This is a genomic window from Pseudomonas sp. R2-37-08W (genome assembly GCF_003851705.1).
GTDB lineage: Bacteria > Pseudomonadota > Gammaproteobacteria > Pseudomonadales > Pseudomonadaceae > Aquipseudomonas.
In genome coordinates, this window is the sequence record NZ_CP027728.1 from 4,838,402 (window position 1) to 4,863,497 (window position 25,096).

Annotated in this window: 20 protein-coding genes; 8 read left to right on the plus strand and 12 right to left on the minus strand. The window is 60.8% G+C overall.

What is annotated here, in order from left to right; all coding sequences use genetic code 11:
• Positions 1–207 precede the first annotated feature (207 nt).
• The 4 genes from antA (at position 208) to C4J93_RS22375 (ending at position 4,715) form a co-directional block, all read left to right on the plus strand.
• Positions 208–1,599, plus strand: a complete 1,392-nt coding sequence (gene antA, locus C4J93_RS22360) for an anthranilate 1,2-dioxygenase large subunit (RefSeq protein WP_124430492.1) — start codon at positions 208–210, stop codon at positions 1,597–1,599.
• Complete coding sequence (gene antB, locus C4J93_RS22365; protein ID WP_124405272.1) at positions 1,599–2,090, plus strand: anthranilate 1,2-dioxygenase small subunit; 492 nt, start codon at positions 1,599–1,601, stop codon at positions 2,088–2,090. Before antA ends, antB begins: the two co-directional genes overlap by 1 nt.
• A gap of 145 nt (positions 2,091–2,235) precedes the next feature.
• Positions 2,236–3,243, plus strand: coding sequence for an anthranilate 1,2-dioxygenase electron transfer component AntC (gene antC / locus C4J93_RS22370; RefSeq protein ID WP_124430493.1), 1,008 nt, complete (start codon positions 2,236–2,238; stop codon positions 3,241–3,243).
• 71 nt (positions 3,244–3,314) lie between these two features.
• Entirely contained in the window at positions 3,315–4,715 is a 1,401-nt protein-coding gene (locus C4J93_RS22375; RefSeq protein ID WP_124364393.1) for an amino acid permease, read from the plus strand.
• 123 nt (positions 4,716–4,838) lie between these two features.
• On the opposite strand, the gene kynA is transcribed toward C4J93_RS22375, so the two are convergent.
• Both kynA and kynB read right to left on the minus strand, forming a co-directional pair.
• On the minus strand, positions 4,839–5,711 hold the full coding sequence (gene kynA, locus C4J93_RS22380) for a tryptophan 2,3-dioxygenase (RefSeq protein WP_124430494.1): 873 nt from the start codon (positions 5,709–5,711) through the stop codon (positions 4,839–4,841).
• Entirely contained in the window at positions 5,708–6,358 is a 651-nt protein-coding gene (kynB, locus tag C4J93_RS22385) for an arylformamidase (RefSeq protein ID WP_124430495.1), read from the minus strand. The genes kynA and kynB overlap by 4 nt, the downstream gene beginning before the upstream one ends.
• 363 nt (positions 6,359–6,721) lie before the next feature.
• On the opposite strand from kynB, the gene C4J93_RS22390 reads away from it, so the two are divergent.
• Positions 6,722–7,066 carry a cupin domain-containing protein gene (locus C4J93_RS22390; protein ID WP_124364396.1) on the plus strand — a complete coding sequence of 115 codons (345 nt, stop codon included), beginning with the start codon at positions 6,722–6,724 and terminating at the stop codon, positions 7,064–7,066.
• Between the two features lie 62 nt (positions 7,067–7,128).
• On the opposite strand, the gene C4J93_RS27200 is transcribed toward C4J93_RS22390, so the two are convergent.
• The 4 genes from C4J93_RS27200 to C4J93_RS22405 all read right to left on the minus strand — a co-directional run bounded on the left by C4J93_RS27200 (position 7,129) and on the right by C4J93_RS22405 (position 10,602).
• A complete protein-coding gene (locus C4J93_RS27200) occupies positions 7,129–7,302 on the minus strand; it encodes a hypothetical protein (protein WP_164485272.1) in 174 nt (57 codons plus the stop codon).
• Positions 7,303–7,341: 39 nt separating this feature from the next.
• Positions 7,342–7,863 (minus strand): GNAT family N-acetyltransferase, encoded by a 522-nt coding sequence (locus C4J93_RS22395; RefSeq protein WP_164485273.1) that lies wholly within the window; start codon positions 7,861–7,863, stop codon positions 7,342–7,344.
• A 318-nt stretch (positions 7,864–8,181) separates the two neighbouring features.
• Positions 8,182–9,069, minus strand: a complete 888-nt coding sequence (gene mmsB, locus C4J93_RS22400) for a 3-hydroxyisobutyrate dehydrogenase (RefSeq protein WP_124364398.1) — start codon at positions 9,067–9,069, stop codon at positions 8,182–8,184.
• A 15-nt stretch (positions 9,070–9,084) separates the two neighbouring features.
• Positions 9,085–10,602 carry a CoA-acylating methylmalonate-semialdehyde dehydrogenase gene (locus C4J93_RS22405; RefSeq protein ID WP_124430496.1) on the minus strand — a complete coding sequence of 506 codons (1,518 nt, stop codon included), beginning with the start codon at positions 10,600–10,602 and terminating at the stop codon, positions 9,085–9,087.
• A 125-nt stretch (positions 10,603–10,727) separates the two neighbouring features.
• On the opposite strand from C4J93_RS22405, the gene C4J93_RS22410 reads away from it, so the two are divergent.
• The 3 genes from C4J93_RS22410 (at position 10,728) to C4J93_RS22420 (ending at position 13,275) form a co-directional block, all read left to right on the plus strand.
• Positions 10,728–11,675: a LysR family transcriptional regulator gene (locus C4J93_RS22410; RefSeq protein ID WP_124430497.1), complete on the plus strand. Its 948-nt coding sequence runs from the start codon at positions 10,728–10,730 to the stop codon at positions 11,673–11,675.
• Between the two features lie 192 nt (positions 11,676–11,867).
• Positions 11,868–12,608 carry a toll/interleukin-1 receptor domain-containing protein gene (locus tag C4J93_RS22415; protein WP_124430498.1) on the plus strand — a complete coding sequence of 247 codons (741 nt, stop codon included), beginning with the start codon at positions 11,868–11,870 and terminating at the stop codon, positions 12,606–12,608.
• Positions 12,609–12,984: 376 nt separating this feature from the next.
• Positions 12,985–13,275 (plus strand): DUF3077 domain-containing protein, encoded by a 291-nt coding sequence (locus tag C4J93_RS22420; protein ID WP_124430499.1) that lies wholly within the window; start codon positions 12,985–12,987, stop codon positions 13,273–13,275.
• Positions 13,276–13,434: 159 nt separating this feature from the next.
• On the opposite strand, the gene C4J93_RS22425 is transcribed toward C4J93_RS22420, so the two are convergent.
• The 6 genes from C4J93_RS22425 to recC form a co-directional block, all read right to left on the minus strand.
• Positions 13,435–13,926, minus strand: a complete 492-nt coding sequence (locus C4J93_RS22425; protein WP_124430500.1) for an OmpA family protein — start codon at positions 13,924–13,926, stop codon at positions 13,435–13,437.
• A 4-nt stretch (positions 13,927–13,930) separates the two neighbouring features.
• On the minus strand, positions 13,931–15,193 hold the full coding sequence (locus C4J93_RS22430) for a diguanylate cyclase domain-containing protein (protein ID WP_124430501.1): 1,263 nt from the start codon (positions 15,191–15,193) through the stop codon (positions 13,931–13,933).
• On the minus strand, positions 15,190–15,756 hold the full coding sequence (locus C4J93_RS22435; RefSeq protein ID WP_124364403.1) for a YfiR family protein: 567 nt from the start codon (positions 15,754–15,756) through the stop codon (positions 15,190–15,192). The genes C4J93_RS22430 and C4J93_RS22435 overlap by 4 nt, the downstream gene beginning before the upstream one ends.
• Positions 15,757–15,897: 141 nt before the next feature.
• Positions 15,898–17,967, minus strand: a complete 2,070-nt coding sequence (gene recD, locus C4J93_RS22440; protein WP_124430502.1) for an exodeoxyribonuclease V subunit alpha — start codon at positions 17,965–17,967, stop codon at positions 15,898–15,900.
• Positions 17,964–21,635 carry an exodeoxyribonuclease V subunit beta gene (gene recB, locus C4J93_RS22445; protein WP_124430503.1) on the minus strand — a complete coding sequence of 1,224 codons (3,672 nt, stop codon included), beginning with the start codon at positions 21,633–21,635 and terminating at the stop codon, positions 17,964–17,966. Before recB ends, recD begins: the two co-directional genes overlap by 4 nt.
• Positions 21,632–25,084: an exodeoxyribonuclease V subunit gamma gene (gene recC, locus C4J93_RS22450; RefSeq protein ID WP_124430504.1), complete on the minus strand. Its 3,453-nt coding sequence runs from the start codon at positions 25,082–25,084 to the stop codon at positions 21,632–21,634. The genes recB and recC overlap by 4 nt, the downstream gene beginning before the upstream one ends.
• Positions 25,085–25,096: the final 12 nt, after the last annotated feature.

Consider the following 25,096-nt stretch of genomic DNA (forward strand, 5'->3'; position numbering starts at 1 on the left):
GCAAAGGTCGACTAAGTGGATAACGCCCGGCGGTTTTCGGCCCTTACCCGCACTGACAGTAGCGCATCACGTCACCGCAGCGCACCGGGTTGGGTATTTGCCGCCCAACTTTGCGGCCCATCTTCCCCGATTAAGCGGATAGCCCGCACCCTGCACCGCTGCCTCTAATGAATCACCGATTAGCCCCGATCAAACAAGGTGCCTCCCATGAGTGGTGCAAGAAACGTCGAGCAGTGGAAAACCTTTATCGAAAGTTGCCTGGACTTTCGCCCGGCCGATGAAGTGTTCCGCATCGCCCGCGACATGTTCACCGAGCCCGAACTGTTCGACCTGGAAATGGAACTGATCTTCGAGAAGAACTGGATCTACGCTTGCCACGAAAGCGAACTGGCCAATAACCACGATTTCGTGACAATGCGCGCCGGGCGCCAGCCGATGATCATCACCCGCGACGGCGAAGGCCGGCTCAATGCGCTGATCAATGCCTGCCAGCATCGCGGCACCACTCTCACCCGCGTGGGCAAGGGTAACCAGTCCACGTTCACCTGCCCGTTCCACGCCTGGTGCTACAAAAGCGATGGCCGCTTGGTGAAGGTCAAGGCGCCGGGGGAATACCCGGAAGGTTTCGACAAAGCCACCCGTGGCCTGAAAAAGGCGCGCATCGACAGCTACAAGGGCTTTGTGTTTATCAGCCTCGACGTGAACGGCACCGACAGCCTGGAAGACTTCCTTGGCGATGCCAAAGTGTTCTTCGACATGATGGTGGCGCAGTCTGCCACGGGTGAGTTGGAGGTGCTGCCGGGCAAGTCCGCCTACACTTACGACGGCAACTGGAAGCTGCAGAACGAAAACGGCCTGGACGGGTATCACGTCAGCACTGTGCACTATAACTACGTGGCCACGGTGCAGCATCGCCAGCAGGTGAACAGCGAAAACGGCGCCAGTGCCGGCGCCACCCTGGACTACAGCAAGCTCGGCGCCGGCGACGCCAATACCGATGACGGCTGGTTCGCCTTCAACAACGGCCACAGCCTGTTGTTCAGCGACATGCCCAACCCCAGCGTACGCTCCGGCTACGCCACCATCATGCCGCGCCTGGTGGCCGAACACGGCCAGCAGAAGGCCGAATGGATGATGCACCGCCTGCGCAACCTGAATATCTACCCGAGCCTGTTCTTTCTCGACCAGATCAGCTCCCAATTGCGCATCATCCGCCCGCTGGCGTGGAACAAGACCGAGATCATCAGCCAGTGCCTGGGGGTGAAGCACGAGTCCGACGCCGACCGCGAAAACCGTATTCGCCAGTTCGAGGACTTTTTCAATGTGTCGGGCATGGGCACGCCGGATGACCTGGTGGAGTTTCGCGAGGCCCAGCGCGGTTTCCAGGGCCGCCTGGAGCGCTGGAGCGATATTTCGCGCGGCAGCCATCGCTGGCAGACCGGGCCGACACCCAACAGCGAAGCTATCGGTATCCAGCCGGCCATGACCGGCACCGAATTCACCCACGAAGGCCTGTACGTCAACCAGCACCGCAACTGGCAGCAATTCCTGCTCAACGGCCTGGACCAGCAAGCGCTGAAACTGCGGGAGGTGAAGTGATGAACGCGCAGTTGCAGTACCAGATCGAGCAGTTCTTCTACCGCAAATCCGCACTGTGCGACGCCCAGGACTGGGATGCCTATGTGCAGCTGTTCGACCCACAGAGCGAATTCCACCTGCCGCAATGGGACTCCGAACATGTCTACACCCAGGACCCCAAGCGCGAGATGTCGTTGATCTATTACGCCAACCGCTCAGGGCTGGAGGACCGGGTATTCCGCCTGCGAACCGGCAAGGCCGCCTCGGCCACGCCGATGCCGCGCACTCTGCACCTGATCAACAACGTGCGCATTGCCGAGTTGGCGGGCGGCGAGCTGGACGTGAAGTTGAATTGGCACACGCTGTTCTACCGGTTGGCGACCTCGGAGCAGTTCTACGGGCAGGCCACTTACCGCCTCAAGCCACACGGCGACAGCTGGCTGATCACCCGCAAGCATGCGTTATTGCTGAACGACACCATCAACTCGGTGCTGGATTTCTATCACCTTTGAAGCACATCCCACCTGTGGCGAGGGAGCTTGCTCCCGCTGGGCTGCGCAGCGGCCCCAAAAAGCTTGGGAGCGCTGCGCACTCCAGCGGGAGCAAGCTCCCTCGCCACAGATCATGTGCTAGCCATACACGCGTGGAGTTTCGCGAATGAATCACAAAGTGGCTTTCAGTTTTGCCGACGGCAAGACCTTGTTCTTCCCGGTGGGCGCCCATGAAATTCTGCTGGACGCTGCCTTGCGCAACGGCATCAAGATCCCGCTGGATTGCCGCGAAGGCGTGTGCGGCACCTGTCAGGGGCGCTGCGAATCCGGCGATTACACCCAGGATTATGTCGACGAAGAAGCGCTGTCGAGCCTCGACGTGCAACAACGCAAAATGCTCAGTTGCCAGACGCGGGTGCAGTCCGACGCCACTTTCTACTTCGACTTCGATTCGAGCCTGTGCAACACGCCGGGGCCGGTGCAGGTGCGCGGCAGGGTGAGCGAGGTGCAGTTGGTGTCGGCCGGTACGGCAATCCTGCGGCTGCAGGTGGACGCTGCGCTGGATTTTCTGCCGGGCCAATATGCACGGCTGTCAGTACCCGATACCGACAGTTGGCGTTCGTATTCTTTCGCCAACCTACCGGGCGATCAGTTGCAATTTCTGGTGCGCCTGTTGCCCGATGGAGTGATGAGCAACTACCTGCGCGAACGGTGCCAGGTGGGCGATGAGATGTTGATGGAAGCGCCGCTGGGGGCGTTCTACCTGCGGCACGTCACCCAACCGCTGGTGCTGGTCGCTGGCGGCACCGGGTTGTCGGCGTTGCTGGGCATACTCGATGAGCTGGTGGCCCGTGGCTGCGATCAACCGGTGCACCTTTACTATGGGGTACGCACTGAGCAGGACCTGTGCGAAGCCGCGCGCATCAATGGCTATGCGTCGAAGATCGCGAATTTTCGCTACACCGAAGTGCTCAGCGACGCCTCGACCCAGTGGACCGGCAAGCGCGGCTACCTCACCGAACATTTCGACCTGGCCGAATTACGGGACAGATCGGCGGATATGTATGTGTGTGGCCCGCCGCCAATGGTCGAATCGATCCAACAATGGCTGGCGGATCAGGCACTTGATGGCGTTCAGCTGTATTACGAAAAGTTTACGCAGAGTAATATCTGACCCTCAGCACTTCTGAGGGGCTGATGCGGCCTGCGCTCACCCTTAAGAAAAACAAGTAGAAGGGAACGTTAATGGCGGATGACATGGTTAACCCGGTGGGCCTCAAGCGCGGCCTGAAAAACCGGCACATTCAACTGATCGCCTTGGGAGGGGCGATCGGTACGGGGTTGTTCCTCGGCTCGGCCGGGGTGCTCAAGTCGGCGGGGCCGTCGATGATCCTGGGTTACGCGATCGCCGGTTTTATCGCCTTCCTGATCATGCGCCAGCTCGGCGAGATGATCGTCGAAGAGCCGGTGGCCGGTTCCTTCAGCCACTTTGCGCATAAATACTGGGGCGGCTACGCGGGCTTTCTGGCGGGCTGGAACTACTGGGTGCTCTACGTGCTGGTGGGCATGGCCGAACTGACGGCCGTGGGCAAATACATCCAGTTCTGGTGGCCGGAAATCCCGACCTGGGTCAGCGCGCTGGTGTTCTTCGTCGCGGTGAACCTGATCAACACCCTGAACGTGAAGTTCTTCGGCGAAGCCGAGTTCTGGTTCGCGATCATCAAGGTGGTGGCGATTGTCGGCATGATCGTGCTCGGCTGCTACCTGCTGTTCAGCGGTACCGGCGGCCCGCAGGCGTCGGTCAGCAACCTGTGGAGCCACGGTGGGTTCTTCCCGAACGGCGGCATGGGGCTGTTGATGTCCATGGCGTTCATCATGTTCTCGTTCGGTGGCCTGGAGCTGGTGGGCATCACCGCCGCCGAGGCCAGCGAGCCACGCAAGGTGATCCCGAAGGCGATCAACCAGGTGGTGTATCGGATCCTGATTTTCTATGTCGGCGCCCTCACCGTGCTGCTGTCGCTGTACCCGTGGGACCAACTGCTGCAAACCCTCGGCGCCTCAGGCGATGCCTACAGCGGCAGCCCGTTCGTGCAGATCTTCTCGCTGATCGGCAATGACACCGCGGCGCACATCCTCAACTTCGTGGTGCTGACCGCGGCGCTGTCGGTGTACAACAGCGGCGTGTACTGCAACAGCCGCATGCTGTTCGGCCTGGCCGAGCAAGGCGACGCGCCCAAGGCGCTGATGAAGCTCAACAAACAAGGCGTGCCGTTGCGCGCGCTGGCAATTTCGGCGGCGGTGACCCTGCTGTGCGTGGTGGTCAACTACGTCGCGCCGCAAAGTGCCCTGGAGCTGCTGTTCGCGCTGGTGGTTGCCTCGCTGATGATCAACTGGGCCCTGATCAGCATTACCCACATCAAGTTCCGCAAGGCCATGGGCGAGCAAGGCGTGACGCCGTCGTTCAAGACCTTCTGGTTCCCGTTCAGCAATTACCTGTGCCTGGCGTTCATGCTGATGATCATCAGCGTGATGCTGGCCATTCCGGGGATACGTGAGTCGGTGTATGCGATGCCGGTGTGGGTAGCGATTATCTATGTGGCCTACCGCTTGCGGGTCCGAAACACGAAACTTGTGACAGCGCAGTAACCCATGTGGGAGGGGGCTTGCTCCCGATGGCGGTGTGTCAGTCATTGATATGTTTACTGACCCACCGCTATCGGGGGCAAGCCCCCTCCCACATTGGATTGCATTGCATATGAAGATTTTTGTTTAGAGCGTAGAGCGCATTCGCCACAACTCGGGGAACAACACCGTGTCGAGCATCTTGCGCAAATACCCCACACCTTCGGTGCCGCCAGTGCCCGGCTGGAAGCCGATAATCCGTTCCACCGTGGTCACGTGCCGGAAGCGCCACTGGCGGAACGAATCCTCCAGGTCGATGAACTTCTCGGCCAATTGATACAAATCCCAGTACCGACTCGGGTCGCGGTACACCTCACGCCACGCGGCTTCCACGGAGTCATCGTGCACGGTAGCGGCCGTCGGGTCGCGTTCGGCGCGCTTGGGGTCAATCGCCAGGCCCGCCTTGAGCATCAGGTTGATCGCCTCGTCATACAGCGACGGCGTGGCGATCGCCACCTGCAATTGCAGCAATAACTCCGGGCGATGGGCATGGGGCCGCAACAGCGCCGGGCTTTTGTTGCCGAGGATGAATTCGATCTCACGGTACTGGAACGACTGGAACCCCGACGACTGCCCGAGGAACGGGCGGATCGCCTTGTATTCCGACGGAGTCATGGTCGCCAGCACCGCCCAGGCGTGCACCAGTTGGTCGAAGATCCGCGAGACCCGCGCCAGCATCTTGAACGCCGGCGGCAGCTCACCCAGGCGCACGTGTTCGCGGGCCGCCTTGAGTTCATGCAGCATCAGTTTCATCCACAGCTCCGAGGTCTGGTGCTGGATGATGAACAGCATTTCGTTGTGATCCGGCGACAGCGGGTGTTGGGCGCTGAGGACTTTGCCCAGGTCCAGGTAGTCGCCGTAGCTCATGGACTCGGAAAAATTCAGCTCAGCGTTGTGCCAATCCTGCGGGGGTTGGTCGCCGGCAGGCTTATATTCTGGCGAGAAGGGACATTGGCTCATCGCGTGGGCTCCAAAAGCGGGCGCAGGATTGCGCGGACCGGGCTGGCATCCAGGTGGGCAAAGCGCAGCGGCAGCGCGATCAGTTCATAGTCGCCTTCCGGCACGTCATCGAGCACGATGCCTTCGAGGATCGCCATGCCATGGCGCGCCACGGCGTTGTGCGAATCCATGGTCTTGGACTGTTGCGGGTCCAGGGACGGGGTGTCGATACCGATCAGGCGCACGCCAAGGCTGGCGAGCAGCTCGATGGTTTGCGGGGCGATGGCGGTGAAGTTCGAATCCCATTGCGTCAGTGGCGCTTGTGGATAAGTGCGCAGCAAGACCCGTTCAGGCAGGTTATCCACACGGCCCTCGAGTTGATGCGGTTGCACCAGAGCACCGCTACCCAGGCAGTGCAATACCCGGCACGGGCCCATGTACACATCCAGCGACACCTCGCCAATCGGCGCGCCGTCGGCGCTGTAATGCAGCGGCGCATCCACATGGGCGCCGGTGTGCGGCGAGAAGGTCACGCGCCCCACATTCACCGGGCACTCCGGACCGAACTGCCACACGCGCTCTTCCTGGAACGGCGTATCGCCCGGCCAGGTCGGGGTCGCCGCGCTCAAGGGCGGGCTGATATCCCACCACGTTTTTATTGGGTTCATTTCAAGGCTCTCGGCTGTCACTGAGGTGAATGATACGAGGGCCAGCTGTGAATTTTCTTGCGAATTCTGGCGAAAAGCGGGAAATCTTTCGCACTTACTGCGAAGAAATGGTCAATTCAGGCTCGGAAATTCGCAAGATGACCTATGTGGGAGGGGGCTTGCTCCCGATGGCGGTGGTTCAGGTAATAAATCACTGACTGACACACCGCTATCGGGAGCAAGCCCCCTCCCACAATTGACTGCAGTGTGCCTGCTGGATCGCCTTGTGCTGCGGTTCTGGGCATCCCGATGTCGAGTTCAGACCACTGGCAAACAGCTCGGCGCTATAGGGTTCAACTTCTTTTTCCTTGCCTCGGAGTCATCATGCCCCAGCCGATCACTGTTCTGCGCGACACCCATCCCCTGCCGGTCCTGGATGCCTGCAAATGGGAAAAACTCGAAGGCGACCCGCATACCGTCAACCTCAACGCCTACACCAGCGAAGACGGCAGCAAGATCATGGGCACCTGGATCTGCACGCCGGGCAAGTGGTATGTGGAATACGTGAAGTGGGAGTACTGCCATTTCCAGGAAGGCTACTGCGTGATCACGCCTGAAGGCATGGCGCCGATTCATCTGCGGGCTGGGGATATCTTTGTGGTCGAGCCGGGAATGAAGGGCACGTGGGAGGTGGTCGAGACGGTGCGTAAGTATTTTGTGTTTGCTTGAGCCACGAAAACTGGGTTCATAACGAAAAAACCGCCCTTAAAGGCGGTTTTCTTTTGTGCGAATCAGCGAACTTGACCAGCCAACGGACCTGCTGGCTCCATGTCCCTGCCGTGCTGAATAGCTACGCTGAAAAATCTTTTTTGATTGGCAGATGCCGACTCACCAAGTTTTTTATTAGCCTCGGCACAAAATATCTCGACCAACTGTGCGCTTGCTTTGCGGGTAGCTGTTTTCATAAATTCAAGCCTCCGTAAGCCTTGTAGATGCGCCTCATACTAGGTGGCCTCCACTGAAATCACAAGACGCTGCTGTTCATCATAATTGAAGCCGAGTCGCTCATAAGTGGGCACGGCATCAGGTCGCGGCTCTTGAATTTCGATGCGAGAACACCCGATAGCACGTGCGTATGCATCGATAGCGCCCAAGGCAAGTGCAGCTATCAAGCCTTTCAAGGGATGTTTACTATCCGAGCAGCCCTCGAGGAGCACGATCTTAATCGTGACTTTACTGTCACGAGGCGTCGCATAACAAAGGCCGCATAGTTGTTCATCATGCCAAATCGACAAATCAAAGCCTTTGGCATCCAGCGTCTTCCAGGCAGCAACATCCTCCCATGGAAATTGCGCGTCACCTCCCCAGCGATGGCACGCCTCAAGGGCACGGTTATCAATCACGTCGAAACGGACTTTTGTTGCGTCTAGCCATTGGTAGTCCAAGGCAGTCCACTGATCGACGAATGACGCCAGCGCCTTCTTTCTCGATTGAGATTGGAAGATCAGGTACTTGAGGGAACGCAAGTATCGACGTGCCATAACGATTAAAGTCTTACCCGTGCTGTGGAAACATCAGAAAGCCGCGCTTGCAGCGAATGGGCGCAAACGGTAGCAAGAACGGGGGTAGCCTTGGGCCAATGATGAATTCAAGATTTTTCAGCCGATTCGCCACGCACAACGGAGCCACTCCATGACGGCTGACTTCGATAGACGGCGATGAATTCATGCAAGGAAAGGCATCAATCCTGATGCTTACGTGGTGGGATGCTGGCAGAAAAACCAGAAGGCTCGCTGAGCCGCAAAAACCGGGAGCCCATGCATAGAAGGCCCCCGGAGAACGCTCTATTGCGGTTTGCGATAGCTGTTGATAATCGCCGAGAAGTCCTTGCCCCCTTCCCCACGCTGGCTCATCGACTGGTACAACTGCTGGGCCACGGCTCCCAGGATCACGGGTTGCTTGGCCTGCCGCGCTGCTTCAGTGGCCAGGCCCAGGTCCTTGAGCATCAGGTCGGCGCCAAAACCGCCGGTATAACCGCGCGACGACGGCGCCGTTTCAATCACGCCCGGCCACGGGTTGTAGGTGTCCGAACTCCAGCAGCGCCCGGTGGAGCTGTTGATGATGCCGGCCAGCACCTGGGTATCGATGCCGAGCGCGTCGCCCAGGGCCATGGCTTCACTGACGCCGATCATGCTGATGCCCAGCAGCAGGTTGTTGCAGATCTTGGCGATTTGCCCGGTGCCGACTTCGCCGCAGTGCACGATGTTGCGGCCCATTTGCGCCAGCACCGGTTGCAGGGTGGCGAACAGGTCGGGGGTGGCGCCGACCATGAAGGTCAGCGTGCCGGCTTGCGCCCCGCCGGTGCCGCCTGAGACCGGGGCGTCGGCCATCACCACACCTTGCCTGGCGGCGGCGGCAGCCACATCGCGGGCGGTTTGCGGGTCTATGGTGCTGCAGTCCACTGCGGGAATGCCTTCGCCGATGCCGGCGAGCACACCGTCTTCATTCAGCCACACGCTGCGTACATGCGCGGCGGCCGGCAGCATGGTGATCACCAGTTCAGCGCCCTGGGCCGCGTCACGCGGTGAGTCGCTGATGCGGCCGCCCAATTCGGCCAGCTCCTTGAGCACGGTCTGGTTCAGGTCGAACAGATTCAGCGCGTGCCCGGCCTTGATCAAGTTGCGGGCCATGGGCGCGCCCATGTTGCCCAGGCCGATAAATGCAATCTTCATGGTCGTCTCCCGGAGTCAGCGCAGGTTGATGGTGGTGTTGACGCCATCGTTGACCGTGTCGTCGTCGAACCAGCGGCTGGTGACGGTTTTGGTCTGGGTGTAGAACTGCACCACTTGCTTGCCGTACGGGCCGAGATCACCGAGCTTGGAACCACGGGAGCCGGTGAAGCTGAAGAACGGTACCGGCACCGGAATCGGAATGTTGATACCGACCTGGCCTACATCGATTTCGCTCTGGAACTTACGCGCCGCCGCGCCGCTCTGGGTGAACAGGCCGGTGCCATTGCCGAACGGGTTGGCGTTGACCAGCGCAATGGCTTCATCGAGGGTGGCGACTTCCAGCACCACCAGCACCGGGCCGAAGATTTCCTCGGTGTAGATGCGCATGTCGGTGGTCACGCCCGAGAACAGCGTCGGGCCGACAAAATTGCCGTGCTCGAAACCCGGCACCTGGATGTCACGGCCGTCCAGCTCCAGCTTCGCGCCTTCTTTCACACCGCTTTCGATCAGCTCCAGGATGCGCGCCTTGGCACGCTTGGAAATCACCGGGCCGACATCGGTGCCCGCTTCGCTGCCCGCGTTGACCTTGAGTTTCTGCGCCAGCGCCTTGAGATCCGGCAACCATTGCCTGGCCGCCCCCACCAGCACCACCACCGAGGTGGCCATGCAACGCTGGCCCGCAGCGCCGAAACCAGCACCGACCAGGGCATTGAGGGTGTGCTCGCGATTGGCATCCGGCAGCACCACCGCATGGTTCTTGGCGCCCATCATCGACTGCACACGCTTGCCGTGTTTACCAGCCAGGTCGTAGACATGCGTGCCCACGGCGGTGGAGCCAACGAACGAAACCGCCTTGATATCCTTGTGGGTGCACAGCGCATCCACCACGTCCTTGCCGCCGTGTACCACATTAAGCACGCCGGCCGGCACACCGGCTTCCAACGCCAGCTCCACCAGCAGCATGGTCGACAGTGGGTCCTGCTCGGAAGGCTTGAGTACAAAGGTGTTACCGCAGGCGATGGCCATCGGGAACATCCACAGCGGAATCATCGCCGGGAAGTTGAACGGCGTGATGCCGGCGCAGACACCGATGGGCTGGCGCAGGGTGTAGGTGTCGACACCGCCGGCGACGTTCTCGGCGAACTCACCCATCTGCAGGGTGCCGATGGAACAGGCGTGTTCCACCACTTCAAGCCCACGGAAAATATCGCCCTCGGCGTCAGCAATGGTCTTGCCTTGCTCGGCGCTGAGCACCACGGCGATGCGCTTGGAATGTTCGCGGATCAAGGCTTGCAGCTTGAGCATGATGCGCATGCGCGCGCCGATCGGGGTCAGCTTCCAGGTCTGGAAGGCGCGATGAGCGGCGTCGATGGCAGCGTTGACCTCATCGGCCGTGGCGAACGGGACTTTGGCCAGCACCTGCTGGGTAGCCGGGTTGACGATGTCTTGCCATTCGGTGGTCTTGGACTCGACCCACTCGCCGTTGATCAGCAACTTGACCTGTTGTACGGAAATATCGGCAGATGCGTTCATGAGGGTCTCCGGAATCTTGTTGTTATGCAGAGAGTGAATCGCCTTGAAGAAGGAGGCGTTCGGACTGTTTTTGGAGTATAGATGTGCAAATCTCTAATAAGAACGCACATAAAAGCCGGTCCAATATGCAAAAAAACATCACATCGCTGGGCTCCCTGAACTGGGATGACCTGAAGTTTTTCCTCGAAGTGGCCCGCACCCGCAAGGCCAGCGTGGCCGCCAAGCGCCTGGCGGTGGACTACACCACCGTGTCGCGGCGCATCAGTTCATTGGAAGTGTCACTCGGCACCCTGCTGTTCGAAAAATCCCGGACCAACGGTTTTGTGCTCACCGCCGAAGGCCAGCGCTTGCTGGGCTACGCCGAATCCATCGAAAGCACCTTGCACATGGCCTGCGAGCAAGTCTCCGGCTCCGGCGTGGCGCTGTCCGGGCATGTGCGCATGGGCTGCACCGAAGGCTTCGGCAGTTTTTTCATCACCCCGCAGTTGAGTCATTTCGTCGATACCTACCCGGCGATCTCGGTCGACATCCTCCCCCTGCCGCACTTCATCAGCCTGTCCAAGCGCGAAGCCGACATCGTCATCGCTCTGGAACGCCCGGAACACGGGCCCTATGTGTGCTGCAAACTGTGCGACTACAAGCTGCAGCTGTACGCAACCCAGGACTACCTCGACCAACACCCGCCGATCCAACGCCCGGCGGATCTGGCCGAGCATCCGTTTATCAGCTATGTGGATGATTTAGCGTTCAGCTCGGAGCTGCTGTACCTGGCAAATGTAGTGCCCGGCGCCAGCGCCAGTTTGCGCAGCACCAGTGTGATCGCCCAGTACGTGGCGGCGCAGCAGGGCCGGTCGATGGCGATATTGCCGTGCTTTCTGGCGGCGCAGGACCCGCGCTTGCTGCCGGTGCTGGGGGAGCAGATCGCGATTACACGGCAGTTCTGGATGTATTGCCGGGAGGATTTGCGCAAGTTGAAGCGGATTACGTTGTTGTGGGACTACATCCGGGAAGTGACGGAGCAGAATCGGGGGTTGTTGATGGGGGAGACGCGGAAGATGCGGTTTGCGGAATAGTCTGATATTTGTTGACTAGAATCGTGCTCTAACAGTAAAAACGTCATAACAGCGGGCACACGCAAAAACATACTCTCATAAAAATAGCCAACAATGCTTTCAACCAACAACACAATATTTTTGCCAGCACTTAAAAACGCATAGTAATTTCGGCCGGTAAAAACTTAAACCTATATAAACGGAGAAATAACTATGAGCATACCGAAAGCCTTCATTTCGTACTCACACGACTCACAAGAACATAAACAATGGATTCTAGAGTTCGCATCGCGACTAAGAAACTCCGGTATCGATGCAATCCTAGATCAATGGGAGCTACAACCTGGCGACGATCTCCCACAATTTATGGAAAGACATCTTTCTTCATCTGACCGTGTAATTATGGTTTGCACAGATCGTTACGTAGAAAAGGCGAATTCTGGAGCTGGTGGCGTAGGTTACGAAAAAATGATTGTAACTGCTGACCTTCTAAAAACCATCGACTCCAATAAAGTAATCCCTATAATTAGACAAACAGGAACCCACGAAACGCCCACCTTTTTAAAAACAAAGCTTTTCATAGACTTTTCTAACGAAGACCAGATTGAATTCTCTTTTGACGAGTTAATTCGTACACTTCACGGTTCTCCCCTCTTCGTCAAGCCTCCCATTGGCAACAGTCCCTTTACGCCCGTCGCACGTATTCTTCCGGAACGAGAAGGTGATCCTATGCTTGACTTCATGAAAGTTGTGGTTTCTGTATTCGAGCAAACAACAACAGACTTCCTTAATTATGGAATCTTACTTGCGAACACTGGAACCTCAAGATTGATGTTTGATGTTCTGGTCGACCAAGCAATAGGAGAAGGTTTCGTCACACAAGACCGTGACAAAGATTTGCGTCTCACAACGAAAGGAAAGCAGTACGCGATATTTCACAAAATCACACGATAGCCCAAGTCTCTGAAACTATTTGGAAGCTATTTCCCGGAGGAATGAAAGCCCCTCAACGAAGATTCCCTTTAAATTGCAGGACGTTTCCTAGAGAATCCCTGGCCTATTGCGCTATAACATTTGGGTCACTAGCCTCCCTGGGTCGCTGCATATCAGCGATCGGGTTTAGCGATCCGGGTTCCAAGCGTGGCACTGCCCCCAACAGTATTAGCTGGCGTCCGTCAGCTTTTAGCGTTTTATGGCGGCTGTGTGCGGGAGACTTTCGAGTCTACCCGGGATGCGCTCTGGCCCGGATCGCTAACCCGCACACAGCTGCCACCCTCTTCATGTTTAGCGATGTGATGTGGCGGCTCTAATTCAGCAGAGAGCAATCACCATGAGCAAAATCATCCCCGACCCACCGCTTTCCTCGATCATCACCCTCGGTGTCGTCACCTTCGGCGACTACGGTGAAAACCAAAAACCGTTGTTCCGCGTTAATTCCGGCATGCCGATAGAGGAAGCCCTGGAACACGCCTCCACCCTGCTTTTTTACTCCAAGAAACTCGCAATGGAAGCCGCCATGGATGTGCGCGGCGAGCAGTACGCTTGGGCCGCGCATTATCTGTGTGAGATGGGCAAGGCGGTGGTGGATGACTTGACGCTGGCGATGACGCCGAGCCGTTAAGCGAACACTGTCTTAAGCGCACTGCAGTACAAATGTGGGAGGGGGCTTGCCCCCGATGGCGGTCTGTCAGTTAAAAAATTGCTGACGGTTACAACGCTATCGGGGGCAAGCCCCCTCCCACATTGGGAGTGCATTTCAGGTTGGAAAAAGGGAAATGCTTTAGTCCGCGATGACTACGATCGACACGCGACGATTCTCGGTGCGCCCCGCCGTGGTTGTATTTGCCGCCACCGGCTCGCTGCTGCCCAGGCCGCGCAGTTGGATGTTTTGTTCTTTCATGCCTACGCGGGTCAGCACCTCGCCCACGCTTTTGGCGCGGCGCAGGGACAAGGTCTGGTTGTAGGTTTCTTTGCCCGACGCGTCGGTGTGACCTTCGACGCGTACGCGTTCGATGCCTGCGCCCACCAGGGCCTTGCCGATGCGCTCGACGATGTCGGTGCTGGGCTTGTTGAGGCTTTCGACGTCGCTGCCAAACAGCACCTTGCCAGACAAGCCGAAGGCCCAGCCTTCGTCAGTCAGCTCGAAACCCTGCTGTTTGAGCACGCTGACTTGCGCCGGGGTCAGGCCTTTGGGCGGTGGGGTCTGGCAGCCGCCGAGGGCCAGACAGGCGACGAGTAAGGTGATGAATAGAACGCGTGGGTTAGAGAACAAGGGATTAGCTCCTGTGTTGGACATTGACGACGGAATGCTCCGATTCCGCCGTTTGCTGGCCGCCCGACGACAGCCGCTTGGCCTGGTACATTGCCGCATCGGCGGCATTGAGCAGGGTGCCGGGCGTGGCGCCATGCTCGGGATAAATGGCGATGCCGATACTGAGGGAGGTCACCACCTGAGTGTTGCCGGGCAGTGGGATCGGCGCGTCCATGCTGGCAATGATCTTGTCGGCGATGCGCTGTGCATCTTCGGCTTTGTGCAGCGGCGCGAGCAGCACGGCGAACTCATCGCCGCCCAGCCGGGCCACCAAGTCGTCTTCGCGCAGTTGTGCACGCACGCGCTCGGCAACGGCCATCAGCACCGCATCGCCGGCGGCGTGGCCGAAGTTATCGTTGATGTCTTTGAAACGATCGCTGTCGAGAAACAGCACCGCCACCCGCTCATTGGTCTTGGCGGCGCTGCGCAAGGCACGAATCAACCGACCTTCGAAGAACGCACGGTTGGGCAGGCCGGTGAGGCTGTCGTGGCTGGCCTGGTGGGCAAGGGTTTCGTTTTCGCTTTGCAGGTGGTTCTGCCAGGCTTCCATCTCGCCAAGCAGGGCGTTGAAGTCGCTGCCCAGACTGTCGAGTTCAGCGATCTGCGCGGGCGGCACGCGGCGGTCGAAGTCACGTTCGCTGCGCGCAGCGTGGGCCACGGCGGCGAGGCTTCGCAGCGGCCCGGTGATACCGTTCAACAGGCGCCGCGCCAAGTGCAACGCGACCCAGGCGCTGAGCGCGGTGCAGATCACAATGCCCGCCAAGCCGCTGAGCAGGAAGCGCAGCAGGCTACCGCCATGCCCGGTCAGGTGGATGCTGCCGACCGTTTGCCCTTGATGGAGGATCGGTTGGCTGATGGGCTGTTCGAGCAAGGCATGCGCCAGCTCAAGCTCAACCCGTGACAACATGCCGGTGTTCGGCCGGACCCACTGCGCCAGTAGCTTGCCATTTGCATCGAAGACTTCGGCCTGGGCCACTTCTTCGGCTTGGGCAATCAGGCTGAGGGCTTCGGTGGCTGCCGCACTGTCGTCGAACACCACCGCCGCTTCCACGGTGTAATTGATCGAGCGCGCGATCAAGTGCAGGTTATGTTCGGCGTACACCCGCAGCGCCAGCACGCCGAGCAGGGTCAGGGATACACTGGCCAGGGTCACCGCCACCAGGGCCAGAATCAGGTGCCCCCGGCCGATGACCGAACCCAGGGTCGGCCGCGCCTTAGCAGGCTTCATGGCGCCGGCGCTCGACGGCGCGACAGTTGCAGCACGCTGGGATGAATGCGTACGCCGCTGCGGGCGACGGAGTCCAGGTTCACCTCGAACGACACTTGCGCATCGCTCACCCGCAGGCAGAACAGGCTACCCACGGTGCATTGGTCACCGCCTTCGCTGATGCTGAGCACCGGATGGCCTATCAATGAGGTAAACAATGCGCTGCGTTCGTCAGCGCTGAGTTTGCCGATGTAAACGGCGTCGCAGGCACTGACAATATCGGGATGGCTCGCCAGCAGGCGGCGCACCGTCACCGGACGGCCGGTCGCCTGGGTGGTGCCTTTGATCAGGTCGTCGGTGTATTGGGTCGGCCCGACGATGCACAAGCGCAGTTGCGCAGGCTCCACCGGCCAACGGGCGTAACTGAGGATACCGAGCACGACCTGGGTCACCGCCTGGGCGCGCTGTTCAGCCAGGCTGGACGTTTGAGCCCATGCCTGCGGGGCGAGCAGGCATAGCACCGCCACCCGCAGCAGGCGTCTCCAGCTCAAACTACGCTCGGTGAGCGAGACAGCCACGTTCATGCAGCAATTCTCTCAAGAAATTTCAAGGTGATGCCGCAACGATAGCACAGCGGCGGAAAATCCCACGACGCAGGGTTTTCGCGGGGCTGAGTATTTTTTCAGAAAAATCAGTCATCTGAATCAGAAATCTTACATGACCACTCAGTCAGCTTCTGCGGGGGTGACGTCCAACTCCAGCATCAGCCCGCTCAAGCGTTTGACCCTGCGCCGTACGGCTTCCTCAAAGACTCCGGCACGGGGCTCGATCAGGCTGAACCAGCGCTTGGCACGCGTAATACCGGTGTAGATGAGTTCTTTGGTCAGCACCGGGTTCAGCGCGTCCGGCAGGATCAGCGCGGTGTGAGTGAACTCTGACCCCTGGGATTTGTGCACGGTCATGGCATACACGGTTTCCACGTCGTTGAGCCGGCTGGGCAGCACGAAGCGCACGCCGCCCTGGCCGTCATTTCGCGGGAATGCCACGCGCAGCACCTGCGGCCCGCCGTCACTTTCGGGCAATTTCAAGGCGATGCCGATATCACCGTTCATCAGGCCCAGGCCGTAATCGTTACGGGTCATCAACACCGGGCGGCCTTCATACCACTGCTCGTCGCCTTCGATCAGCCGCACCTTGCGCAAGGCGGCGGTGATGCGCAGGTTCAACCCTTCGACGCCCCACGGGCCTTTGCGCACGGCGCAGAGCAGCTGGAACGCGTCGAAGGCTTGCAGCAGTTGTTGCGCCCAATGGGTCCAGGCGTGATTGTCACGCGGGGTCGCCAGAGCAGGACGCGCCGACTGCAGCAGGTTCAGGTAATAGCGATAGCCTTGGGCGCCTGCGCCCTGCCCGTCCAGCACCAGGCGCTCAAGCGCATGATCGTGCTCGCCCTTGAGGCTGAGGCAGAACAGGTCGTCATGACTGCGCGCGGCCAGCAGCTTGCGCGCTTGCTCGGCGTTCTGCTGGTTCACCCAACGGGCCAGCTGGCCGATGCCGCTGCCCTCGCCGAAACGCCGCGAGTAGCGCAGCATCACCACCTGCTGGGCCAGGGGATGACTGCCGTCGAGGTCCTCCTGCAAGCCGCTGTCGGCGAGGTTTTCCGCGCTGACCGCTTGCAGCCATTGGCGAGTGGCCGGGCTGTACCAACCGGCCTCGGCATCGCGGCACAAATCGCCGAGCACCGCGCCCGCCTCTACCGAAGCGAGCTGGTCCTTGTCACCCAGCAGCACCAGGCGAGCATGGGGTGGCAAGGCGTCGAGCAGGTTGGCCATCATTTCCAGGTCGATCATCGACGCTTCGTCCACCACCAGCACATCCAGCGGCAATGGGTTGCCGACGTGATGACGAAAATGCCGAGTACCCGGGCGACTGCCCAGCAAGCGGTGAACCGTGGTGACCTGGGTCGGGATTTTTTCACGCACGGTGTCGGGCACTTTCAGCGACAGCACTTGCTGGCTGATGGACTCGGTGAGACGGGCAGCGGCTTTACCGGTGGGCGCGGCCAGGCGGATACGCAAGGGATTGCCGCTTTCCACGGCCGGCGCCTGCAACAGCGCGAGCAGGCGCACCACGGTGGTGGTCTTGCCGGTGCCGGGGCCGCCCGTGACGATGCTGAACGCGCCACGGGTGGCCAGGGCACAGGCCAGTTTCTGCCAGTCGATCACGCCATCGGGCGCCGGTTGATCGAACAAACCATTGAGCCGCTGCGGCAAATCGGTGGCGACGCTTTCGTGGCTGGCCAGCCGCAGGCGCAAGGCGCTGTCGATGCGCCGTTCATACGCCCAATAGCGGCGCAGATAGAGGCGCTTTCCGGACAGTACCAACGGACGGCTTCTGGCCGACTCACTGCCATCGACGGCCAGCGCGACCAAGGGGCTGGCGGCCAGGGCATGACACCAGTGGGCGCCGTCCAAACCCTCGAGCAATTGCGACGGCAACAGCATCGCGCCGGTTTGCAGGTCGCCTTCGGGCGGCAGCGACAAGGCAAAGTCCGGCGCCTTGAGGGTTTCGAACAGGTCGAGGCACACATGGCCGTGACCCAATTGGTGGCTGGTCAACGCCGCCGCCAGCAACACCAAGGGATCGGCTTCTGGGTCAAGTTCATGCAGGAAGCCGACGAAGGCTTTGTCCAGGGCCCGCAGCCAACCACGCTCGACCCAACGCTCGAGCAATTGCACCAGGTCGGCGGCGCGGCTGAGAGGTGTCAGCTCTTGCGGCAGTAACGGCGACAGGCTCATAGCAGCACTCCTTGTTCCCAGGCGGGCTCGGCTTTGGGCGGGATCGGCTTGCCTTGGAACAACAGGTCCAGCCCTTCGATCAGTTCTCGCGGTGGCCGGGTGAAATACGCGCCCTGGCTCACCGATTGCGTACCGCGCAGGAACAGGTACAGGGCGCCGCCGATGTGGCGTTCGTAGTCGTAATCGGGCAGACGCGCCTTGAGTTGGCGATGCAGGGCCAGCAGGTAAAGTACGTATTGCAGGTCGTACCGGTGCTCAAGGATCGACTGTTCCATGGCTTCCAGGGTGTAGGCCGAATCGTCAGGGCCGAGCCAGTTGGATTTGTAGTCAGCCACGTAATAACGACCGTCGTGCTCGAAGGTCAGGTCGATAAAGCCCTTGAACATGCCGTTGAGCAACACCGGTTCGGCCGCCACGCGGGAGACGCCGTGGTGGGTGTACTGGCACACCAGCTTGTCGAGGGCGAGCACGTCGACTTTATGGCTGGCGAACCAGAACTCCATTTCGATCTGGTACTGCTGCAGGCCGCTGAGGCTGACGCGGTCGTCGTACACAGGCAGCGGCGTTTGCAACACGTGGCCAAGCCAGGCGCTGAGGGTGATGATCCAGCCCTCCCAATGACGGCGGTTACAGCGCGCGCCGACGGCCTTTTCGATGGCCTCGGGGCTCAGGGTGAAGCCTTCTTCACCGGCCCATTCCAACAAGCCGTGAAGGAAGGTGCCTGGATTGGGACCGCGTGGGAAACGATGAATATCGCCGCCGGACGCCGCCACTTCCCGTGGTGCATCGGGATCAAGACGTTCGTCATCGAAGAGTTTCTGGGCCTGTGGGCTTTCAGGCGCTTCGAGATTCGCGGCGCTCATGCTGTCGCCAATGCGCAAGGCGCTGTAGGAGGCAATCCACCAGTTTTCTGCGGCCTTGCGTTTAGGCAGCAGCGGGGCCAGCAAGGTGGCTTCGTTGCGCGGTGGATGAAACACAGTGTCTTGGGCTTGCGGCACATGGGCATAGCTGATGGTCGGGCAGCCTTCCTGCAGCGCCATCAACCAGCGCGCCAAGTCGGCGGACGCCCCCAGCGGCGCACCGGCGCCGAGCAAATAGCCCAGCGCCGAAAGGTGCAGCACGGAGCTGCTGCTGTTGCCGCGCTTGAGGTCGGCGATGCCCAGCCAGCAGGCGTGTTTGGCGCGGGTCAGGGCGACATATAACAAGCGCAGGTCTTCGGCCAGGCGCTCATCGTCGGCCTGGGCGATCAGCTCTGCGGTGGGCCGCAGGCTGACGTGGGATTTGCCCTGCTCGTCGTGGTAATGCAGCGGCAAGCGCGTGCCGTCCACCGGTTTGGCCGAACAGATGAAAGGCAGGAACACCAGGTCGTATTCCAGGCCCTTGGATTTGTGGATCGTCACCACCTTGACCAGTTGCTCATCGCTTTCCAGGCGCAGGATCTGCTCTTCACCGGCCTGACCCGACAGCGCCAGGTGCTCGGCTAGATGGCGAATCAATGCTTGCTCGCCGTCCAGCTCCGACGCCGCCTGCTGCAGCAGTTCGCTGAGGTGCAACAAGTTGGTCAGCACGCGCTCGCCATCGCTGCGGGCGATAAGGGTTTGCGGCAGCTTGAAGTCATGCAGCAGGCGGCGCAGCATCGGCAGCACGCCTTGGGTGCGCCAGATCGAACGGTAGCCACGGAACTGCATCACGCGGCTTTCCCACGCCAGTTCGTCCTGGTTCAGACGCTCCAGTTCCGCCAATGACAGGTTCAAGGTGACACAGGCCAGGGCCGCGCGCAGCGGGCGCTCGACGTCCGGTTCGGCGCAGGCCTTGAGCCACGCCAGCAAATCGTGGGCTTCCTGGGCGGCGAAGACCGAATCTTTATCCGACAGGTACACACTGCGCACGCCCCGCGCCGCCAACTCAGCGCGCACGGCCTGGGCTTCCTTGCCGTCCCGCACGAGGATGGCGATGTCTGACGGCAGCACGCCGTTGAAGGTGTTGTCTTTGACAAAACCCGCGCTGCCTTGCTGCCCGCCATTGAGCAACGCGACGATTTGCGTGGCGCAGGCGGCGGCCAGTTGCTGGCGATACAGCACATTGGAAATCGGCTGGTCGGTGGGCAGGTGCCAAAGGTTCATCGCCGGCAGCGTTTGGCCGTCGACCTGCAGCTGTTCCTTGCGGCCCTGGGACAGCACCGGGTGAAACGGCACCGGGTTATGGCCGTCGGGCTCACGAAACAGGAAGGCGCCCCGGCCGGTTTCTGCACGCTGGAACACATGGTTCACCGCCTCGACCATCGCATGGCTGGAGCGGAAGTTGGTGCCCAGGGTGTGGTGGCGCCCGGTGGTGGACTGCCGGGCGCGCAGGTAGGTGTAGATATCCGCGCCGCGGAAGGCGTAGATCGCCTGCTTGGGGTCGCCGATCAGGAACAGGCCGCTGTCCAGGTGGTTTTCTTCGATGCGGTAAATGCTGTCGAAGATGCTGTATTGCACGGGGTCGGTGTCTTGGAATTCATCGATCAAGGCCACCGGGAATTGCTCGCGGATCACACTGGCGAGGCGCTCGCCACCGTCGGCCTGGAGCGCGGCGTTGAGGCGGATCAGCATGTCGTCGAAGCCCATTTCGGCGCGGCGCCGCTTCTCTTCTTCGAAGCGCTTGCCCACCCAGGCGGCGGCGTGTTGCAACACAGCGGCGTCCGGGGTGGGCAGTGCGTCAAGGGCGGCTTTAAGGCCGGCCATGGCGTCGATGCCGGGATGCCGTGGCGGCTCGCCTTTCCAGGCTTCGGCCATGCCGTCGGGGGTCAGCCGGATAAAGCCGGTGCCGATATCCAGTTGTTCCAGGGTTTCGTCGGCGGCCCAGGCGCTGATTTTTTCGAACCAAGGCTCGAAGTAACGCGCCTGCATTTTGCGCCCATCGACCGCCTTGGCAGCAACGGCTTGCAGGCACAGCTCGCGCAGCTCGGCGGCCCATTGCAGCCAAGGCGCCTTGATGCGGGTCAACGCCTCCCGGCGCTCCTGCAGGCAGGCGGTGATCATGTCCGCCGGCTCGCGGCTGTCCTCGGCGGGCCGCTCACTGCCGAACAGCGCGCGCACCCGTGGCATCAACGCGGCCGGGCCGCCCCAGTTGTTGCGCACCCAGTTTAGTGCGTCGTCGTGCATCGGGTAGCAGAACAAGCGCCAGTAGTCGCGCAGCACTTCACCGAGCAGGTCGCTGTGATCGGTTTCCAGGGTCTGGGTAAAAAGGCTGCCGCTGTCGAAGGCGTGCTCGCGCAGCATACGCTGGCACCAACTGTGGATCGTCGAGACGGCCGCTTCGTCCATCCATTGCGCAGCGATGTCCAACCGATTTGCGCAGGCGGGCCACTGCTCCTCAGGGTATTGATTACGCAGGTCGGCGATCAAGGCGTCAGGCGGCTCGATTTCGCCACGGAAGAACCGCGCCGCTTCGGCCAGGCGGATACGGATACGTTCACGCAACTCCTTGGTGGCGGCGTCGGTGAAGGTCACCACCAGAATCTGCGGCGGCAGCAGTTCGCGGCCGAAGCCGGACTCATCACCACCGTTGCCGAGGACCAGGCGCAGGTACAAGGCCGAAATCGTGAAAGTTTTGCCGGTGCCGGCGCTGGCTTCGATCAGTTGGCTGCCTTTGAGCGGGAAGGCCAGGGCCAAGGGCTTGTTACTCATGCGCCGGCCTCCGCGCTGGAGAGTGAACGCCAGGGGGCGCTGATCAGGGGGCGATACAGGGTTTCACACCAACCTTCGAATTCTTCGCTGGCCACCAGCGTGGCGTAGTCGGGGAACTGACGAGTGAGCGCGGGCGTTTCACGGCGCTCACCGTCGGTGGTGATGCCGTCGCCCTCGTAGGCTTTGCTGGCAGCGGCGTGGGCCTTGGCGGGGTCGGTCTGGCCGAGCCAGGCAAAGGCGGTTTTTACCGCGACGGGCAGCGGTTTGCTCATGCCGGTGTGCCAGGCGAGCAGCAGGTCGGCGAGGATGTGCTGCGCGGTGGCGGTGTCCAGTGGGGCCAGGAGCAAGGTGTCGTCACTGGCCACCAGCCCGGTGCTCAACGGCACGCCACACGCACAGGCGACCACGTGATTGACCCAGGGGCGAATCAGCCGGTGCCACTTGCGCGTCTTGATCGAACCGATGCTGTTGGGAATGGTGGTCACGCTTAACAATCCGCCATCACTGCGTCGATGCAGGCCGCTGATCCAGCCTTCGAGCTGGATGCCCTGGTACTCGAAACTGATCGGTTCCGCGCCAGCGTGCGGGGTTGGCCAGAGCGCCAGGAGTTGTTGATAGCGCTGCAACAGGTCCGGCAACGGCTCGATCAGCTCGTTGCGCAGGCATTCGCCGAAACCGACCATAGGCAGCAGGCCACTGCCTTGCAAGCGCAAGGCTTGGGCGTTAAGGGCCTGATCAAGCTGGTCGGGCCGGGCCAGTGCGGCGTTCAGCAGACTGTCGCTGAGGCTGTAGCGTTGCAGTGCGTCGAGGACGAAGGGTTCTTCGTCGGCCAGCGGTACTTCGGCAGCTTCGAAGAACACTTTCAGGCGTTGGCTGAAGAAATGCTTTACCGGATTGCGCAGGAAATCCTGCAACTGGCCTAGGCTCAGGGGCTCTTCCTGATGGTGCGGTGCCAGCGCGTGGTCGTGGGCCATTGCGGCCGGCGCTTCGTGCAGCAGCTGCCATTCGCGGGCGTAACTGAACAGCGGGTCGCCTTCATGGAAGTAGCGGGCGCTGAACGGTTGGAGCGGGTGTTCCTGGGTCATCGCTTCGATCAGGGGTTCTTGGCTATCGGCGTTATGCCAGCCGCTGGCGAGATGGTCGCGCAGTTGGCCGATCAGCACCGAGGCTGGGCGCTCACTGTTGTCGCGGATGCTGCGGCCGACCCAGCTGATATAGAGCTGGTCGCGTGCGGAAAGCAGGGCTTCGAGCAGCAGGTAGCGGTCGTCTTCACGGCGGGAACGATCGCCGGGACGGTAGTCGCTGCCCATCAGGTCAAAGTCCAGCGGGGGTTGGGCACGCGGGTAGTCGCCGTCGTTCATGCCGAGCAGGCAGACCAGCTTGAACGGGATCGCGCGCATGGGCATCAGGGTACAAAAATTGACCGCGCCTGCGAGGAAGCGCTGGGACAGGCGGCCTTGGTCAAGCCCGGCTAACCACGCCTCGCGAACTACAGTGAGCGGTAATTCGTCCTGCAGGCCGACGGACTCGCAGGTTTCCAGCCAAGTCTCTCTCAATTGTTCGAGTTGGCCCAACAGGTAGTCATCGTGCTCGCTGCTGGGCAGGAAAAACTGCTGCATCAAGCGTTGCAGACGCTCGCCCCATTCGTGGGGAGGTGCTGGTTGTGACAGCGCTTGATGGGCGTCGTTTAATGCGTCGAGCAAGGCGACCAGTGGGCCGATCAGCGCCGCATCGAGCCCACCGATCTCGTCGTAGGGCTCGATGCCATCGCACGCGACACCGGTGCCAACGGCGTAACCCAGCAGCATCCGCCGCAGGCCGAATCGCCAACTGTTCTGCTCCAGCGCCTCGGGCAGCCCCAGGCCGGCACGCTGCTCGGCGTTGAGACCCCAGCGGATACCCGCGCCTTCAATCCAGCGGTGCAGCGTCGGCAGGTCGCGTTCATTGATGGCGAAACGTTCGCGCAGGGCGGGAACATCCAACAGGTCGAGAATCTCGCTGACGGGGAAGCGGCTGTCGGGGAGCTTGAGCAGGTGCTCGGCGGCAATCAGCAGCGGGTCACGACCGCGTTGGCCTTGGTCTGTCAGGGTGAACGGAATGAAGCGTGGGTCGTTTCTTTCCAGTTGGCCGAAAACCGCGCGAATGTGCGGCGCATAGCTGTCGACATCGGGGACCATGACGATGATGTCGCGAGGGCGCAAAGTGGGATCGGCGCTGAAGCGTTGAAGCAATTGGTCGTGGAGAATTTCCACTTCGCGTTGGGCGCTGTGGGCAATGTGAAAGCGAATGGATGCGTCGCGCTTCAGGTCGACTGCTGGCCAGCGTTCACGGGTTTCGTCGAGTGGGCGCAGTTCGAGGATATCGTCCTGCAGCTGGTTGAGCAGCGTGGTGGCTTGGCTGTCGCTGAACAGGTCAATACGCCCATCACGGAAGGCGGCGCGGTAGCTGTTGGGGTCGTCATAACTGTCCAACAGGCTGATGTAGTCACGGCCCTGCTTGCCCCAGGCGGCGAGCAGCGGATGGGCATGTTGGTGCAGGGTTTGTGGGTCGATGGTGACTGGCATGCCCGCTTTGCGCGCTTGGCGCTTGTATTCGTTACGCAGCAGGTCCTTGTCGGCCACGATGTCTGACCAATGATGGCGGCAAGGGTTGTGCACGCACAGCAGCACTTGGCTGAAACGGGCCAGGCCCGCCAGGGCTTCAAGCGCTTGGGCGGGCAGTGATGAAATGCCGAAGACGATCACGCGGGAAGGCAGGCCAGGAGGCGCTTGCTCGAGCGTGTTGATGCGCTCGATAAAACGCTGGTGAACGCCGGCACGACTCTCGGCCATGCCCTGCGCGCCTACGTCGAGCAGCAACGCGCGCCATAACTCAGCCTGCCAACAGTTCGCAGTGTTAAGGGGTTTGGATTCACCGCGTCCATTGCGTAACTGATGCCGCCCTGCGGCCCAGTCTTCCAGCCAATCGGCGCGATACACCTGGTATTGGTCGAACAGGTCGGCCAGGCGCTCGGCGAGCTGGTAGCGCTTGCGCAGGTCGGTGTCGTGGGTCAGGAAGCGTTGCAGCGGCTCGAAATGGGGCTGGTCGATAAGCTGCGGCAGCAGGCGCATGAGTCGCCACGTCAGCGGTGCCTTATCAAGCAAAGACTTAGGGGGAATTTCGTCACGACCCAGGACCATGCGATAGAGCTGCCACATGAAGCTGCCAGGCAGTTGCACATCGATTGCCGCTGCAATGCCACAGCCGCCCATATCGTCTTCCTGCGGATCTTCGGCCAGGGCAAGCTTGAGCCATTGGGCGATGCCGTTGCTTTGGACCAGAGCGATTTCGTTTTCCAAAGGCGCCAGGGGATAACGACGCATCCAACTGACTACCAGGCTGCGCAACTCGTCCAGGCGGTTACCGTGGACCACCATGAATCCAGCGCTGAGGGACGTCGCACCCGGCATAACGGTTTCCTT

Coding starts and splice junctions, on each gene's coding strand:
- recB (WP_124430503.1), bottom strand. CDS start 21,635: ATGAGTAACAAGCCCTTGGCCCTGGCCTTCCCGCTCAAAGGCAGCCAA.
- antC (WP_124430493.1), top strand. CDS start 2,236: ATGAATCACAAAGTGGCTTTCAGTTTTGCCGACGGCAAGACCTTGTTC.
- antA (WP_124430492.1), top strand. CDS start 208: ATGAGTGGTGCAAGAAACGTCGAGCAGTGGAAAACCTTTATCGAAAGT.
- antB (WP_124405272.1), top strand. CDS start 1,599: ATGAACGCGCAGTTGCAGTACCAGATCGAGCAGTTCTTCTACCGCAAA.
- mmsB (WP_124364398.1), bottom strand. CDS start 9,069: ATGAAGATTGCATTTATCGGCCTGGGCAACATGGGCGCGCCCATGGCC.
- recC (WP_124430504.1), bottom strand. CDS start 25,084: ATGCCGGGTGCGACGTCCCTCAGCGCTGGATTCATGGTGGTCCACGGT.
- kynA (WP_124430494.1), bottom strand. CDS start 5,711: ATGAGCCAATGTCCCTTCTCGCCAGAATATAAGCCTGCCGGCGACCAA.
- C4J93_RS27200 (WP_164485272.1), bottom strand. CDS start 7,302: ATGAAAACAGCTACCCGCAAAGCAAGCGCACAGTTGGTCGAGATATTT.
- C4J93_RS22390 (WP_124364396.1), top strand. CDS start 6,722: ATGCCCCAGCCGATCACTGTTCTGCGCGACACCCATCCCCTGCCGGTC.
- C4J93_RS22375 (WP_124364393.1), top strand. CDS start 3,315: ATGGCGGATGACATGGTTAACCCGGTGGGCCTCAAGCGCGGCCTGAAA.
- C4J93_RS22415 (WP_124430498.1), top strand. CDS start 11,868: ATGAGCATACCGAAAGCCTTCATTTCGTACTCACACGACTCACAAGAA.
- C4J93_RS22430 (WP_124430501.1), bottom strand. CDS start 15,193: ATGAAGCCTGCTAAGGCGCGGCCGACCCTGGGTTCGGTCATCGGCCGG.
- C4J93_RS22405 (WP_124430496.1), bottom strand. CDS start 10,602: ATGAACGCATCTGCCGATATTTCCGTACAACAGGTCAAGTTGCTGATC.
- recD (WP_124430502.1), bottom strand. CDS start 17,967: ATGAGCCTGTCGCCGTTACTGCCGCAAGAGCTGACACCTCTCAGCCGC.
- C4J93_RS22410 (WP_124430497.1), top strand. CDS start 10,728: ATGCAAAAAAACATCACATCGCTGGGCTCCCTGAACTGGGATGACCTG.
- C4J93_RS22420 (WP_124430499.1), top strand. CDS start 12,985: ATGAGCAAAATCATCCCCGACCCACCGCTTTCCTCGATCATCACCCTC.
- kynB (WP_124430495.1), bottom strand. CDS start 6,358: ATGAACCCAATAAAAACGTGGTGGGATATCAGCCCGCCCTTGAGCGCG.
- C4J93_RS22435 (WP_124364403.1), bottom strand. CDS start 15,756: ATGAACGTGGCTGTCTCGCTCACCGAGCGTAGTTTGAGCTGGAGACGC.